Here is a 14,443-nt window from a genome sequence, read left to right on the forward strand (position 1 = left end):
TGTTCTTTTAGCACGATAACTCCCAACAAAACATCAAGACTTTGATAATTGTTAAGGAGCCGCCTACGCCGAAAAACTACCCTATGTTCATCTTCTCTAAACAATAATAGTGAATCAGCAAATGGGAATTACTGAACTTGCCGTTTTAAAATGGGTGCATATCCTCGCTATGGTCTACTGGTTAGGTGGCGAATGGGGGGTGTTTCAATCCTCGTATAACATTGTAAACCGGAAGCTGCCAATGGCAGAGCGTCGCCGGCACATGGAAACCGCTTATCGAATCGATATCCTTGCGCGCAGCGGTATCCTGTTGTTATTCCCATTGGGCTTTCATATGGGCCATTTTTGGGGTGTACAGCCTTATGGCGGCGCCGCCATAACTATCAGTTGGGTATTTTTTGCAGCCTGGCTTATTCTGTGCTGGTCAGCGTTTATCTATCGTGAAACAGACCGTGGTTTAATGCTTACCAAACTGGATGAGCGTATTCGGTTTGTCTTTATTCCGCTCATTTTAGTGTGTGCGGTCAGTTCATTGCTTGGCTATGGCCCGTTTTTGGCGGAAACCGGGCAAAAATGGTTTTCGGCCAAGATCCTGCTTTTCTCAATTCTGTTAATGATAGGTCTTCATTTGCGCTTTGTAATGCGTGAATGGACAGAGATGTTCCGTATTCTTGCCAAAGGTGAAAACGATGAAGTTGAAAGTCGCCTTGAACGGTCTATTCGCTTCTCCCGCTACCTCGCTTATCTATATTGGATTGGCATTTCCAGTGTCGCTTTCCTGGGCGCGACCAAACCATTCTAGCCCCATCAGCCAGGCTGGTTTATCTACTGGCCTGGCACTTGCTTTATTGACATCAGTGCTGCAGGATAATATGTTATAAACGTATATCAATAGGCTTAAGTCATGTTTCCAAAATACTACTCAGCAATACAATTACAGCAGTTTGCAGACACTTTTCGATCGGCGACTCGTATTATTGACCTGCCCTTAACTGGTCCAACAGCTAATCAACTGGCGGTACGCAATTTGTATTGTGGAGTAAATGGTATTTTTGATACCCAAATTGCTCGCGATGCAGTCGATTATGTCAAGCTGACATTACCCGTATTAACCGGCGTAGAGGCGCTGGGAATCGTAGAGATGGTTGGCGAAGGGGTGGATGACTTTCGTCCAGGCGATGTGGTTATCACCACGCGCTTCCCGTCGGGTTACAGGCAGTGGAATATTGGCGCGGCCAGCGATTTTCATAAAGTAGCTGATGCACGCCCGGAATGGCTTGTACTAGCGTCAACAGGTGTTTCGGCATACGTTGCACTGCATCATATCGGCGAAATCAAACGGGGTGAAACCGTTGCGATCTCTGCTGCCGCAGGTGGGCTTGGCCATTTGCTGGTGCAGATTGCGAAAAACCTGGATTGTCATGTTATCGCAATATGTGGCGGGGAAAAGAAAGTGGAATTTGTGAAATCATTAGGCGCTGATAGTGTTATTGATTACCGCCAGACCGATGTGGCGGACTATTTAAACACACACTATAAAGACCAACTGGATATTGCATTTGATACCGTAAGTGGCTCTATACACGATGCGTTTTTGGATAATCTTGCGCCCCATGGCCGTTTAATTGTCGGTGGCGCAGCGGCAGATCTTGATGGTAAGCCCGAAGTTGTATCACGGCCTCGGATCGCGAATAAGCTGTATTACAAAAGCGCGTCAGTTCGTGGATTTATGAATGGGTTATTAGCCGACAAATGGCCGCCAGCGAGGGATGCTCTGTTTGCTGATTTCATCGAGGGAAACCTAAAAGTGTGTATTGATACGCCGCAGTTCAAAGGACTTGACGGAGTGTATGATGCGGTAGAGCGGCTACTGTCGGGGCAATCCATGGGTAAGGTTCTCGCCGACCTACGTTAATTTTTTGCAAGGTAAAATATATGACAGCGCAACAGAGTAATATCACGCTGGGCCCCGTGCTCTGTGGCACCCTGGTGTGTCGCAATCTGGCCTGGATAACAAGCGCTTACACGCAGTTTCTGGGTGTAAAAGTAACCGAGGAAGGTTATATCGATCCGCTTTTGGCGGCAGCCTGGGGCTGTCCGGCGATGGCAGGCAGTCCCTATGTCATCATGGGAAACGCTTTAGGCGACAATTGGATACGTTGTATAGAACAGTCGGGGTGTGAAATCAGTGAACCGATCTCGACCCTTGGCTGGATGTCTCTGGAAATACTGGTAGACGATGTCTATGCATTGGCCAGGAAATTTGAGGACAGCCCATTTACCATTATTGGTGATCCTAAGCCGCTGGATGTCAGCGACGGTATTGAAGCCTTTCAAGCGACCGGACCGGCCGGCGAAGTACTGTATTTAACCCGTGTTCTTCGCGAAGTGCCCCCCTTCGATTTACCCATGGCGCGATGCGAAGTTGACCGTCTGTTTATCCCGGTATTACTGGTTCCTAACCGGGATGCATCGATGGAGTTGTATAGCAGACTGAGTGCGTCCAAACCACTGGCTTTTGATACCAAGGTTACCGTGATTAACAACGCTCTGGATCGCAATATTGATGAGCGTATGCCGATTGCGAGTATCCAGTTTAAAGCACAGACTTTTATTGAAATTGATGAGGTGGCATCCTTACCGATGAGACCTGCAACAGCGAATGGTTTACCTTCCGGTATTGCTATGGTGAGTTTTGTGGTGGATAACCTGGATACAGTTGACCTTTCACCACTGGGACCAATTGTAAAATCAGACTCGCTGCTCTATAACGGTCGTCGAAGTGCACTCTACCGAGGCACTGCAGGTGAGCTAATTGAACTGATTGAAGATTCGTAGATCAAGTTAACAATAAAAAGCCCTGGATGGTTTTCCCATACCAGGGCTTTTTATTTTTCGTCAAGCGGCTATTCTCAGCTATTTATTACGAACCTGATACAAAAGCCGCCTGGCTTGATAAACGCATTTTGTGCTTTGTTACACCGCTTTTACCTGAATGAACAGGTTACCATTGGCGCGCCGTGACCAAATGCGTTTATCTAGAACCAAACAGGGCAATATAACTAGTCCGATTAGAATGTTACGCTGAAATCAACCCCAACAGTACGCGGGTCACCAGGGTAAATCCCCGCGTTACCGGCTGTACCTGCTGCCGCATATTCTTCGTCCAGCAGGTTCTTGGCCCAGGCCGAAACGTTGTATTCAATATCAGTTCCCCAGGTATATCCAAACCGGGCATTGATTATATTGGTGTCATCACGAGCGATGAGTTCGCTGTTGCCCAAATCGTTATACTGCTTATCGGTGTAGGCATATTGTAGATTCGCCACAATATTACCGGTGCCAACTTCCTTAAAGTAAGTCATATTAAGGCCATAACTTAGCGGCGGTGCTTGCTTTAATTCATTGTCTTTGTCGATTAACGCTTTAGCGTCTTCCGTGAGGGTTGTGTACTTCGCTTCAAGCGTACCAACATAAGCGTCAATAAGCAGATCCTCGGTGATCTGATAGGTAAGAGACGCTTCTATTCCATAAGTTTCCACATCACCGGCATTAATTCGTGTAAAGCCGATGGGTGTTGAACCATTTACTTGTAGATCACTATAATCATTGAAGAACCCATTCAGGTTTAAGCGTAATGTTTTAGTCAGATCACTTTTCATACCCACTTCATAGGTCACCACCGTTTCATCTTCTACCGCCAGGAAACTATCTACCGACCAACCACCGGATTTAAAACCTGTGGTTATCGATGCGTAAGTCATTAGATCGTCACTCACATCGTAGGAGACTGCGGCTTTCCATGATAGATCATTCCAGTTATTCGATTGATCGCCGGCGTTGGCTTTACCCAGTGCACTCCAGTAATCGTCACTGGCAATACCAGTGAATTCTTTTTCTTCCCATGTGTAGCGAAGTCCGCCAGTGATGTGTAGATCGTCTGTGGCGTTGTAGGTGTACTGACCAAACAGAGCGGCAGAGTCGGTATTGATGTAAATTTGGGTGCTGCCCAGATAGAACTCCGCATACTGATCGATGCGTTCGTTATACAGATATAGTCCCGCTACCCATTCATAACGGTCGGTATATTCTGATAAGCGAAATTCCTGAGTGCGCTGATCCTGCTTTAATTCCTGATAATAGGGTAAACTGATAATGGCATTAAACTGATTGTCTAATTTACGGTAAGAGGTTAGAGAGTCAAACTGAAGGTCACCAAAGGCACGGTGCGCACTAAAACTGGTGCCACGCTGATAGGTTTTGTTGGCAAATTCGCCCAACTGTATGTCTCCACCGATTAATCCGCTTAGGGGAAAATCTGCCTGACTGATAGTGAATAAATCGCCGTCATCGTCCATGCCCTTAGAAGGATATCCGGGCTCAGAGTTATCGGCTGAAAAATCGCCCGACCACAGTAAATCCCAGACTTCGCCGTAATATTTAACGGCTAACTTAGCGCCTTCCTTGTTAACTTTGCCCAGCTTCTCACCATTATCTTTGTTGGTCATAAAGCCATCCCGATTCTGGGTGTACAACGATACCTGGGCCGCCATTTTATCGCTTAGCGCTTTGTTAACCATCAGGTAGCCTGAGGCAAGATCGTAATTCCCCGCGCTCAGTTTAAGCTTTACTTCGTCATCCAGTGATGGTTGTCTGGTCGTTACCTTGATGGCTCCACCATTTGAGTTACGGCCATACAAGGTACCCTGTGGACCGCGTAAAACCTCAATAGACTGAATGTCGGCCAGTTCAAGTAATGCACCGGTTTGGCGGCCAATATAAACGCCATCAACGTAGATACCGATGGCCGGGTCAGCACCTGCGCGTGATTCATCCTCACCAATTCCCCGCAGAAAGACTTTCATACCAGATGCAGCACCGGTGTTTTTAGCAATGTTGATATTGGGAACCGTTTCGTTGATATCCAGCGCATTAGTCATATTGCGAAGCTCTATGTCTTCTTCACTTAGCGCTGTTATCGCAATAGGAACAGACTGTAGATCTTCCTCTTTATATTGCGCAGTAACCGTAATTTTTTCGAGCTCCTGGGCCATTGAATTATGGCAAGCCGCAGATATTGCGGTGGCAAGTAAGAGTTGTTTGAAGCAGGTTGATGTTAAAACTGAAGCGTGTTTTTTCATGACTTGGTTCCCAATGTTGTCGGTTTTTGACGGCAAGTATTATTAGAATAATTATTAATCACTTTGTTATATCTATATGACATATCTAGTGCTATTGCAATAGTCGCTTTGACATTTTTTACATTTTTATAATTAAATTTAATCAGGGTTTTTATTGAGGTTTTTCGTATGGTGGTAGATTTCTTTAGTATCTCAATGTCGCATTGACATAATGTAATAACAATGTAGTCTTTTCATAAATAAAACCAACAGGCATTGATGTGTCTATTACTTCTGAGTGTCAGACAAGTTCCCGTGACGATACGTCGTTGGTCTCTTCCAAGGTGGATATCAGTCAATTGTTTTCGCTGGTGATTTCTGCTGGAGGAGTACAGGCTATGTCAGCGGTAGTCGGGATCTTCACTATTAAGATTATCGCCCCGCTGGGCAGCCATGTGCTGGCCGCTGTGACCGGAGGCCAACGTTTATATTTTATAGTGCAAGCCATTTTACTGGGTATCAATGTGGGAACTATGGCGATGGTGTCCCGTAGTATAGGGCGTCAGGACCCTTTATTGGCAGCCGAATGGTTGCGCGCATCTTTGCTGCTGTCGGTACTGATTTCTCTGTTTATGTCAGCATTGTTCTGGCTTGCGGCTAACCCTTTATTAAGCGGACTTGGTCTGGCCGGAGAGGCGCATACGGAAAGTATTGACTATATCCATCAGCTCTGTATTTTTCTTCCTGGTATCGCTGTTTACTTAATACTCGCCAGTGCGTTAAGGGCAATGAGTATCACTACAATTCCTCTCGTTTGCGGCATATTGCTAAATATCCTCACTGTGTATCTTACCTTTACTTTTGTGCATCACGCGCCGTTTATGAATATCACTGCTTCTGGTGGCGTCGCTATGGCTGCCGGGCTGGGAAATTTTATAGGTTTGCTGTTAATGCTTGGCTTATTGTGGTCTAAGGTATCGTCCCTATTCAGCGGCGTGTGGCCAGTGTCCAAAATACTGCCAATATGGCGCGTGAGTTACCCGGCGATACTCGAACAATTGATACGTCAGGGATCGGTACTCGCTTTTTTATGGGTAGTAGCGCATTTTGGCGATGACGCTTATGCTGCCTACGGAGCAGGCATCATGTTAATGGCGGTGTCCATTGTGATTGGTTTTGGTTTTTCTATTGCCACAGCCGTTATGGTGGGTCAGGCATTGGGGCAGAACAACCCGGCACTGGCCAGAAAGGTTATTCGTACATCTTTGCTGATATCGCTGGGCTTGATGTCCCTCCTGGGAATTTTACTGGGTATCTTTGCTGATGAGCTGGCACTTTGGTTGGTGATTGAAGGTGAGGTGGTCAGCTATACGGCAAGTTTTATACTGATATTTGCCCTGATTCAGCCTGTGATGGCGGCTGATTTTGTTTACGTGGGGGCGTTGCAGGGGTCTGGCGATACCCGCTGGCCAATGGTCAGTGTCATTGTTGGACCATTGTTGGTCAGATTCAGCGTAGCTTATGCGCTGCTGGCGATAGGCGCGGATATTGAATGGATTTTTGCGACCATCCTGCTCGACTATATCGTTAAAACCGGTATCGTTGCATGGCGCGCTGAATACCGGTTTAGATATATTCTGACCGGGTAATTACTCTATCGAATATTCTACAAGCTCATAGCGGGTTTGCATGTATCCGCCAGCCTCTGCCGCAACGGCAATAAAATGGTCTTTTGTGCACCATACTTCATACGTTGGATGTTCTTCTGGCAGTCCTTCTGCCGTATCCGTGTAGCCAAAGTGATAGCACTCAAATGTACCGGCAGGAACGGTAATGGTTTTCTCGCCAAGGTATTCAATGCCATAGCGTAAACGAAACAGCATAGGTCCGGTAGCACCGCGGTGATCCGGGCTGGTCAGTGCCATGTCATTAAACAACTGTTTACCTAAACCGGCACTGCGGTCGTACACCTTACACGCAAGACCATCAGCAACGATTGGGTGCGAACCTAACCATCTGATAGGAGAGGATAGGGGAATTTTCTGACTGATGCGGCCGTCGCGCTGATTGTAGGTTTCGCATTCGGCCATATTGTTGGTAAAGCGAAACCAGCCGGTACCTTCAAATTTATGACCCACGGTAATGCGGTTAAAGCAATCCTGTGGATAGTTATCTTTATCAAAGGCCAGGGTAATGTCTCTGATAACCGCTGGCTCGTCGTCAATTTCGCAGTGAGCGTGTAGTACGCGGGTTTCGTCCTGTTGTACGGTAAGAGAGAAATATTCCCGGCCCCGCTCCTGATTCATACGCTCGGGCTTTAAACTGGTATACAGAATTTTTCCCCGAATAGTTTGATAGCTCATTGCTAATACTCCACAGATTAAATGATGAGATGAAGGCCAATTGCCGAAATCAGGAAAAGTAATCCCCAGATAACAAAGACAAATGGGCGGGCACCGCCGATACTTGAGGCAATCACCTGATTGGTCTGCGCATCAACGGTATTATTAATAATGTTGGCAAATACCGCAAAAAAGGGCTTAAGCTTGATACGAATACAGAGTCCCATCAGTACAGTGATGCCAAATAATGTGAGTTTACAGGCGGCCCAATCGGGGCTGAGTGAGGTGTGCGACACGAGGCTGGCAACACCGTAACCTAAGGTTGTTACACAAACGGCAATTCGGATTACCCAGTCACTGACGGTGAGCCATGAAGGGCTGCTATGCTTAACATGTAAGGTGATCAGGATAGCCAGCCAACTGAGGGTAACTAACCAGATGAGAGCCATTACAATAGTCGGTACAGCAAGTACGCCAAGATTGAAAGCGAGTTGCAAGCCCGTTGGCAAAATGAGTGGCATGGCGAAGCGTGGTCCTTGATCGCAAGCAATCAGAATTTTAGTTGCGACCAGGCGGGACTCGGCACTCAGTGTAGTATTTAGTAAGTAGCGGCTGGCAATAAAGGTACCCAGATCACCACCTAACCAGTACACCAGACACATCAGGTGCAGGTATTTCATTACCAATATCTCTGTCATGAGATCATCCTTTTCAGGACTGATAGCCAGTCCATGTCCTGCGTACCAAGAGGTTGCACACTGATGCCTGCTTGCTCTAACAAGGCAGTATCACAGTGTTGAGAGAGTGGTACGATATAATAGTTAAAACGCGCACCAGGTAGTTTGCATTCTAACCAGGAATACGTAGTTTCAGCAGCAACCGCCGCAGGCCACGCAGCACCGGCTTTTAGCAGTGAGCAGGCACGTTGATGGATGGCTGCGGGTTCCAGTATGTCACCGGGACGTTTTCGTCCGGCTATGGTCCGGTTATACCAGGGACTGTAAATGCGCTCCCAGCGAGCAATGCGGAACGCGCGTAACAAATGCGCACCATCCCATGCCGGAGTAAGATCACTGGCATAGTGGGTCAGCCAGTTGTTTGTATCGGTATCAGGTTGGGTGTTGATATTAAGTGCTGCACCACTCTTGGCGTAATCTTGTTCAACCAGCCAGGCGGCAATACGCCCGCCAAGGCTATGCCCAACTGCGACATAGTCACTGATTGCTAATGTATGTAAAGCAGAGTGAATCCAATCACCCAGCGCGGCAACGGTAGCAGGTGGTTGAAGCAGACTTTCAGAGTCCCCCTGACCAGGTAAATCCAGTGCGATGACATTGTGCGTCGGTGCTAGTAATGAAATGATTCGCTCATAAATGGCCTTGGATTCCCCGGCACCTGGCAAAAGCACCAATATTGGGACATTACGGGAGTGACTTAAACAGCCACTAAAAGCTAATGCTTCCCCCGACTTTCCTACCCAGCCATGGGTAACGCCAGTGTTATCGGTCATCGTTTTTGGTGCGGCACGCCGGACAGTGCCGGTACGCTGTTTCAGACAACGTCCGATAGCGGCATACAGTGAATTCATATCGTCATGCAACTCAGTGTTAAACTCTTTAAAAACCGGCCGATTATAATGATTTGCTAGCGGATCATTTTGGTGACAAACAAATAATTGAGGACAACGGACCTGTGGTAACCAGTGTTCGGTTACAAACGTAAATGCGGCATGGTAAGCCAGCCGATAACCGTCCCCTGCCTGCAATACGTCCATGGCGTTAGCATGTAACCGCGATACCGGGCTCATGTCGTACTCCATCAGGTTGCGATGTTCTGCCACATGCCAGGGGAAAAAGGCGACCTGTTCCTCTATGCGGGCCCACAGCCACGTCATGTGGCTACCGTCCCAAACAGGCGTAAAAGGTGGTAGATAGCCTTGTAAAATGGTGTTGCGCTCGTCGTTTGTCCAGGCAGTAAGACCGTCGCAGGTCAGAGCAGTTACTTCGTCAGGAGCGATGGCAGCCAGGGTACAGGAGATCGCTGCGCCGGTATGAAATCCATACAAACCATACTGTTTTAAACCTAGCGAATTAGCAAAAGCTTGCAGTGCCCTGGCATAGTCCAGTGTGGTGGGTTGCTGAGATTCATTAAGGGCGGTTGATAAGCCGTATCCAGGCGTGTCCGGCGCAATCGCACAAAACCCCTGTTGGGCTAAATACTGCACCAACGGTAACACCGCCCGAGATGATTGTGGTGAACCGTGTATAACCAGTACCGCCGGGCCGGTGCCACTAATCTGATAACGCACTTTGCGTCCCTGCACGCTGCAAAAGGCCTGATACACGGGTTGCACTGATACCGACATCGCTGATCCTATGATAAAACATGATCGATAATAAGATATATTGACATAACAATATCGTTATGGCTATCCTGTTTGCAAATTTTATTGTCGCTTTTATGCGGCTATTCACCTACGAATACAGAGAATGTTATGAAGCTATCCGGTATTAAAGTTGTTGATTTGTCTCAGTTTCTGCCAGGTCCACATCTTTCAATGATGATGGCTGATCATGGTGCGGATGTGATCATGATTGAACCTCCCACTGGTGAGCCGACCCGTCAGGTAGGCTTAAAAGCCGACGGTGAGTCCATTTGGTTTCGTAATATCGGACGTGGTAAGAAAAGCCTGTCACTCAACTTAAAGCACCCTGAAGCCAAAACCGCACTGTTGAAATTAATGGACGGCGCCGATGTGGTGATTGAAGCGTTTCGTCCAGGTGTTGTCGAGCGCTTGGGAATTGGTTACGACGTCGTTGCACAACGTAACCCTGGTGTGGTGTATTGTTCTATATCTGCTTATGGTCAAACCGGACCAAAACGCTTGAAGGCCGCTCATGATTTGTCCATCCAGGCAGACTCCGGTTTAGTGGCCGTAAATGAAGGCGCTGATGGTCAACCGGCCAGTCCTGGCGTGCCCTGTGCCGATATGGCGGCCAGCTTAATGGCCTTTTCGGGTATTATGATGGCACTGTATGCCCGCCAGACAACAGGTCAGGGTGACTATCTGGATATTTCTATGCAGGATACTTTAGTGGCCTGGACGCCAAATGTCATGGGGCCGGTATTTGCCGAAGATAGATCGCCGGTAGTAAAAGATGAGCGTTCATGGGGGGGCTCAGCCATGTATCAGGTGTATCAAACCAAAGATGGCCGTCACCTGACATTAGGCGGTAGTGAAACGAAGTTTGCCTATAACCTGCTGGTTGCACTGCAACGAGAAGATCTATATCCATTATGCAAAGCAGCGCCGGGTGAGGCACAGCGCCCGGTGGTCGCGTTTTTTAAAGAGACTTTCCTCAGTAAAACCCTGGAGGAATGGGAAGCTTGGTTTGAAACAGTGGATGTATGCTGGGCCCCGGTGCGTAATTTACATGAAGCGATTCACCAGAACCACCTGGCTGAACGGGAAATGTTAATGAAAGATACTGAGGGTAAGTACCACTTAGGTGTACCCATTAAATTCAGCAAGCAACCGGCGAAGCCCGATTTTACACGCCCTCAACAGGGAGAACATGCAGCACAGTTACTAACTGAGCTGGGCTATGATGAGGTAACTATTGCCAGATTGATTGAAGAGGGCGGGGTGGTTGCTTAACCTCGCTGGTTTACCTGAAAGCTGCACAATCCTTAGGCTGAGTAGCTCAGCTTCCTAGGCTCATTGGTGTACAGGTTTATTACAGAAGTTTCTGAGCGGTATACAAGCCAAATGAAAGCGTTGTGCTGATAGTTTCTTAGTCTGTGGTGTGCCGCTGGCTACAGGTAATTGATCCCAGTGCACCAAATTTGTCGCGGGTGTTCGAAATAAGCTTTCTTTTTCAGCAGCAACGTTCAAAGGCCGGTATGCATTGGTTAAAGAGAGCTTGCTCAGACTTAACCAACCTTGCCTGGTAGCGAATGTCGCCCGGTGCAAGCCGGCCAGCATCACAGCAAAGTCGAATATTCATATTCTATCGCTATTCTTACCAAAGGGTTTCTGCAGCAACAGGCTGGATTAACCAATGTAACGGAAATGTCTCAGGCATCGAGGGCGTTAAGGCATAATTGCTCGGTCAGCTTACGTAAACGATGGTTTGCACAGTCACTCAACGCCTGAGCCCTGGCTAATTACATTCTGTTATGTTCGTTATCGCTCCCGGGCGTTTGTTCGCTTTTGTTCATTGAGATAAGTGGCTGCAATTGCTTGGCCGCGGCCAACAGGGAGGCATCGCGACCTGGCTGTGCCAGTAATTGCATTGCCATCGGGCGACCTTTTGAGTCAAGGCCTATGGGAAGTGAAATGGCAGGCATGCCAGCAGCGTTGGCCAGCGACGTTAAATCAGCGAAACCTGGTGGAGGCATATCAGTAAGGCGCGGGACGGCTTCAGCTATGGTAGGGAGCAGTAAAACATCACAATTGCCAAGCCATGTGCGCAGCAAATTACCGACGGTTCGCAGACTGTTATGTGCCTCGGACACGATATGAGGCGGCTGGTTGGTCAACCAGTTGAGCATGGACTGTACGCCCTTGGATACATCAGACAGCGGGTTAGCGTGATACGCGGCCAATGCAGACGTTATGTCTGCTTCCACGGTAATTAAACCGGCACGGCGCAGTTTACCCGGATTGAAATCAAGTCGCTTGTTGATAACCGTATAACCTGACAGTTGTAGCTGCTCTGTTGCGTGTTGGTAGGCACATGATACATCATTACTGACCGCGGCCAATTGCGTTAAATTAGACACCACGGTAACCGATAACGATGGTGTTGATAACGGCTTAGGCTGATAGGGAACAGGATGACTTTCACTGAGATGTTGCCAGTTCGTTGCCGAGTAAAGCACGGGAAGCCAGAGTTCGAGGTCACGAAGCGAGCGGCATAAAGGCCCGATATGATCCAGGGCCTGGCTACAGGGGACGCTACCCTCATTACTTATGGCAAGATATGTGGGTTTTAAGCCAACAATGTTGTTACACGCGGCGGGAATGCGCACACTGCCCATAGTGTCAGTACCCAGTGCCATGCTGCATAATCCTGCAGCCACCGCAGCACCTGAACCGCCGCTTGAACCACCCGGCACAAGCTCAGGATATCCGGGATTATAGCACTGGCCGTGGTGAGGGTAGTTGTGCCCTGTGCCCAGCGCCAGTTCGTCCATATTGAGCTTACCGAGAATAATGACGCCTGCGGCCCGCAGCGCAGCGACGACGGGCGCATCCGTATCGGCGTGTGCTAATACGGTATTGGTTGCAGCAGTCGTGGGCATACCGGCGACATCGATATTGTCCTTCACTGCGACAATCAAGCCATCAATAGCACTGAATGGCTTGCCAGCGGCATAACGGGCATCACTTTGCGCTGCAGCATCCAACGCCGCTGCACTGTCATAATGGATAAAACAGTTAAGGGCGCTGTTTGCTTCAATGGCATTTAGCGTCAGTGCGAGTAATTCGCTGGCGGTTATCTCACCATTGGCTATTGCTGCCGACTGTGCAGTGGCATCCTGCTGTAATATGGGCGCTTCATGAGAGTTCATAAACGTTACTTTTTAAAGCGATTGTCAATTAAACGAATTGGCTTTTGACGACTATCGATTCCGGTTAACGAGGCCAGCGATCCTGGTTCCGTTAATTCAACCTGCATTTCAATTCCTAATCGCTGTTTCAGTAACGCTTTGATTTCGCGATTAATAGCTTCGCCCATCAGTTTAGCCTCGGCTTTGACTATCATTTCATCCCGGCCATTAGCATCACGTTCTACCACGCAGATGTAATCGCCGGCAAAGGCCGTGTGTGAATCCAGGATCGGGCCTATCCCGGTCGGATAAATATTAATGCCGCGAAGCTTAACCATATTGTCTGAGCGGCCCATAAAGCCGCGGGTCCGGCGGAACGGCAGATCCAGACTATTGCGGTAAGGCATGATCTCCGTGACGTCATTACTGTTGTAGCGGATAATCGGATAGATATCATCCTTAAACAAACAGGTGACGACCTGATTACCAAATACTCCTTCGCCATCCAGTACTTCGTCGGTTTCGGTATCGAGGATTTCGACAAACTGAGCATCTTCCCAAATGTATAAGCCATCGTGGTCCGGGCCCTCAGCAGAAATAGCGCCGGTATCACCGATACCGTACCAGTCGAACAGTTCAGGGCCGCCCCAGGCGTCGGCAATGACTTCTCGGCCTTCCTGGCCGAAGTGGCCGGAAATCATATCTATTTTTATGTCTTTGCCCGGTTCAATACCGTGTTCTTTAGCGACATCCGCCAACCGTTTGAGGTAATCAGCAAAACCTACCAATACGTTAACATTGAAATCACGCATCAGATTAACCTGTTGAACCGAGCGGGTTTCTATGCCGGTACCGGCCGACAGAAAAATAGCATTGGTAAAATGAATAAGCGCTTCGCGAATGTAATGGCCACCGTTGATCATGCCGTGTCCGTAGCAAGACTGTACCGTTGCTCCACCTGGCAATCCCTGAAAACGATAGGTCCTGCCCAGCAACAGATTTTGTACTTCACGGGAATATGGGCCAAACATCAGTGGTTGTGGCGTACCGGTAGTACCAGACGTGGTGTGAAATACCATCGACGGGCGCGTTTCTGCAGTATAAGAATTGATACCGCTAAAATCCCCCAATGGCGGATATTCTTCCAGGCTTTTCATCAAATCTGATTTGGAATAGGTTGGTAGTTTGGCGATATCCTCGAGGCCGCGAATGTCGCCAGCCTGAATGCCTGCTGCGCCCCAGTGCCGCTGATAAAACGGTATTTGCCAGGCGCGGGCCATGACCTTTTTAAAGCGTTCGTTCTGAATCGAGAATAGTTCGTCACGGCTCATACCCGTAAATGTTTGCCACAGTGCATCACCTATGGGGTAGTCTGCGAGCATTTTCTTGATATCAAAGGTTTCAAAGTAAGTAGGATAGGTCATG

11 protein-coding genes are annotated in these 14,443 nt (G+C 48.2%); 5 read left to right on the forward strand and 6 right to left on the reverse strand.

Annotated elements, in window-relative coordinates; translation table 11 throughout:
* Nucleotides 1-121: 121 nt before the first annotated feature.
* The 3 genes from AC2T0J_RS08955 (at nt 122) to AC2T0J_RS08965 (ending at nt 2,838) form a co-directional block, all read left to right on the forward strand.
* On the forward strand, nt 122-802 hold the full coding sequence (locus AC2T0J_RS08955) for a hypothetical protein (protein WP_489809789.1): 681 nt from the start codon (nt 122-124) through the stop codon (nt 800-802).
* 102 nt (nt 803-904) lie between these two features.
* Nucleotides 905-1,915: a zinc-binding dehydrogenase gene (locus AC2T0J_RS08960; RefSeq protein WP_489809790.1), complete on the forward strand. Its 1,011-nt coding sequence runs from the start codon at nt 905-907 to the stop codon at nt 1,913-1,915.
* A gap of 20 nt (nt 1,916-1,935) precedes the next feature.
* The gene (locus AC2T0J_RS08965; protein WP_489809791.1) at nt 1,936-2,838 is read left to right on the forward strand and encodes a hypothetical protein; all 903 of its coding nucleotides are present in this window, start codon (nt 1,936-1,938) and stop codon (nt 2,836-2,838) included.
* Nucleotides 2,839-3,071: 233 nt separating this feature from the next.
* Here the strand turns inward: AC2T0J_RS08965 and AC2T0J_RS08970 are convergent, their stop codons facing one another.
* Entirely contained in the window at nt 3,072-5,141 is a 2,070-nt protein-coding gene (locus AC2T0J_RS08970; RefSeq protein WP_489809792.1) for a TonB-dependent receptor, read from the reverse strand.
* 260 nt (nt 5,142-5,401) lie between these two features.
* Between AC2T0J_RS08970 and AC2T0J_RS08975 the strand changes: the two genes are divergently transcribed.
* The gene (locus tag AC2T0J_RS08975; protein ID WP_489809793.1) at nt 5,402-6,769 is read left to right on the forward strand and encodes an MATE family efflux transporter; all 1,368 of its coding nucleotides are present in this window, start codon (nt 5,402-5,404) and stop codon (nt 6,767-6,769) included.
* Here the strand turns inward: AC2T0J_RS08975 and AC2T0J_RS08980 are convergent, their stop codons facing one another.
* The 3 genes from AC2T0J_RS08980 to AC2T0J_RS08990 are packed head-to-tail and all read right to left on the reverse strand — an operon-like array spanning nt 6,770 to nt 9,827.
* Nucleotides 6,770-7,483: a hypothetical protein gene (locus AC2T0J_RS08980; RefSeq protein ID WP_489809794.1), complete on the reverse strand. Its 714-nt coding sequence runs from the start codon at nt 7,481-7,483 to the stop codon at nt 6,770-6,772.
* Between the two features lie 17 nt (nt 7,484-7,500).
* Nucleotides 7,501-8,160 (reverse strand): hypothetical protein, encoded by a 660-nt coding sequence (locus AC2T0J_RS08985; RefSeq protein ID WP_489809795.1) that lies wholly within the window; start codon nt 8,158-8,160, stop codon nt 7,501-7,503.
* Nucleotides 8,157-9,827: an alpha/beta fold hydrolase gene (locus AC2T0J_RS08990; RefSeq protein ID WP_489809796.1), complete on the reverse strand. Its 1,671-nt coding sequence runs from the start codon at nt 9,825-9,827 to the stop codon at nt 8,157-8,159. Before AC2T0J_RS08990 ends, AC2T0J_RS08985 begins: the two co-directional genes overlap by 4 nt.
* A gap of 129 nt (nt 9,828-9,956) precedes the next feature.
* Here AC2T0J_RS08990 and AC2T0J_RS08995 point away from each other — a divergent pair, with 129 nt between their 5' ends.
* On the forward strand, nt 9,957-11,120 hold the full coding sequence (locus AC2T0J_RS08995; RefSeq protein WP_489809797.1) for a CaiB/BaiF CoA transferase family protein: 1,164 nt from the start codon (nt 9,957-9,959) through the stop codon (nt 11,118-11,120).
* A gap of 509 nt (nt 11,121-11,629) precedes the next feature.
* Here the strand turns inward: AC2T0J_RS08995 and AC2T0J_RS09000 are convergent.
* Together AC2T0J_RS09000 and AC2T0J_RS09005 are read right to left on the reverse strand one after the other, a co-directional pair.
* Entirely contained in the window at nt 11,630-13,039 is a 1,410-nt protein-coding gene (locus AC2T0J_RS09000; protein ID WP_489809798.1) for an amidase, read from the reverse strand.
* A 5-nt stretch (nt 13,040-13,044) separates the two neighbouring features.
* Nucleotides 13,045-14,442, reverse strand: a complete 1,398-nt coding sequence (locus AC2T0J_RS09005) for a phenylacetate--CoA ligase family protein (RefSeq protein ID WP_489809799.1) — start codon at nt 14,440-14,442, stop codon at nt 13,045-13,047.
* Nucleotide 14,443: the final 1 nt, after the last annotated feature.

The organism is Alteromonas sp. ISO5 (assembly GCF_058105165.1).

What these genes read in the sequence shown, in the direction of transcription:
- AC2T0J_RS09005 (WP_489809799.1), bottom strand. Translation starts at nt 14,442, where the DNA reads ATGACCTATCCTACTTACTTTGAAACCTTTGATATCAAGAAAATGCTC.
- AC2T0J_RS08990 (WP_489809796.1), bottom strand. Translation starts at nt 9,827, where the DNA reads ATGTCGGTATCAGTGCAACCCGTGTATCAGGCCTTTTGCAGCGTGCAG.
- AC2T0J_RS08970 (WP_489809792.1), bottom strand. Translation starts at nt 5,141, where the DNA reads ATGAAAAAACACGCTTCAGTTTTAACATCAACCTGCTTCAAACAACTC.
- AC2T0J_RS09000 (WP_489809798.1), bottom strand. Translation starts at nt 13,039, where the DNA reads ATGAACTCTCATGAAGCGCCCATATTACAGCAGGATGCCACTGCACAG.
- AC2T0J_RS08965 (WP_489809791.1), top strand. Translation starts at nt 1,936, where the DNA reads ATGACAGCGCAACAGAGTAATATCACGCTGGGCCCCGTGCTCTGTGGC.
- AC2T0J_RS08960 (WP_489809790.1), top strand. Translation starts at nt 905, where the DNA reads ATGTTTCCAAAATACTACTCAGCAATACAATTACAGCAGTTTGCAGAC.
- AC2T0J_RS08985 (WP_489809795.1), bottom strand. Translation starts at nt 8,160, where the DNA reads ATGACAGAGATATTGGTAATGAAATACCTGCACCTGATGTGTCTGGTG.
- AC2T0J_RS08980 (WP_489809794.1), bottom strand. Translation starts at nt 7,483, where the DNA reads ATGAGCTATCAAACTATTCGGGGAAAAATTCTGTATACCAGTTTAAAG.
- AC2T0J_RS08955 (WP_489809789.1), top strand. Translation starts at nt 122, where the DNA reads ATGGGAATTACTGAACTTGCCGTTTTAAAATGGGTGCATATCCTCGCT.
- AC2T0J_RS08995 (WP_489809797.1), top strand. Translation starts at nt 9,957, where the DNA reads ATGAAGCTATCCGGTATTAAAGTTGTTGATTTGTCTCAGTTTCTGCCA.